This window comes from Pseudoroseomonas cervicalis ATCC 49957, from assembly GCF_000164635.1.
In the GTDB taxonomy this organism is placed as follows: domain Bacteria; phylum Pseudomonadota; class Alphaproteobacteria; order Acetobacterales; family Acetobacteraceae; genus Pseudoroseomonas; species Pseudoroseomonas cervicalis.
On sequence record NZ_GG771178.1, the window covers coordinates 1 to 694 of the forward strand.

Below are 694 nucleotides of genomic sequence, written 5' to 3' on the forward strand. Positions count from 1 at the left end.
CCGGTCAGCACCGACAATGTGCCGGCCGCCTGCACCGTGCCGGACGAGCTGCGCGACCTGCGCTTCGGCCTGCCGCGCATGCGCGCGCTGCTGCAGGACCGGCTGCCGGTGCGGATCCTGGCGATCGGCTCCTCCTCCACCGCCGGGGTGGGCGCCAGCGTGCCCTCGCACGCCTATCCGCCGCGGCTGGAGGCGGCGCTGGAGCGGCTGCTGCCGGGCGCCGACATCACCGTGCGCAATGACGGCATCGGCGGCGAGGTCGCCTCCACCACCCTGGTGCGGATGAAGCGCGCGGTGGAGAGCTGGGACCCGGATGTGGTGCTGTGGCAGCTCGGCACCAATGACGCGCTGCGCGGCATCACCCCCGCCGCCTTCGCCGGCATCCTGCGCGAGGGCGCCGATTTCGTGCTGGAGCGCGGGCGCGACCTGGTGCTGATCAACCCGCAATACTTCCCGAACACGCCGAAGGAGGATCTCTACCTGACCTTCGTGCAGAGCATCGAGCGGGTGGCGGCGGAGCGGCGCATCCCGATGATGCGGCGCTACGCCATCATGCGCTTCTGGCAGGCCCTGCCGCAGCCGGTGCTGATGCTGTCGGAGGACGGGTTCCACATGAACGACCTCGGCTACCAGTGCATGGCCGAGGTGCTGGCGGGCGGCATGGCAAGGCGGGTGACGCAAGAACAGTAATAAA

Annotated in this window: 1 protein-coding gene; it reads left to right on the forward strand. The window is 70.3% G+C overall.

From position 1 onward, the window contains the following. Positions 1-690, forward strand: a 690-nt coding sequence (locus HMPREF0731_RS22440) for an SGNH/GDSL hydrolase family protein (RefSeq protein WP_007006568.1), incomplete at its 5' end; no start/stop codon positions are given. Between the last annotated feature and the right edge of the window lie 4 nt (positions 691-694).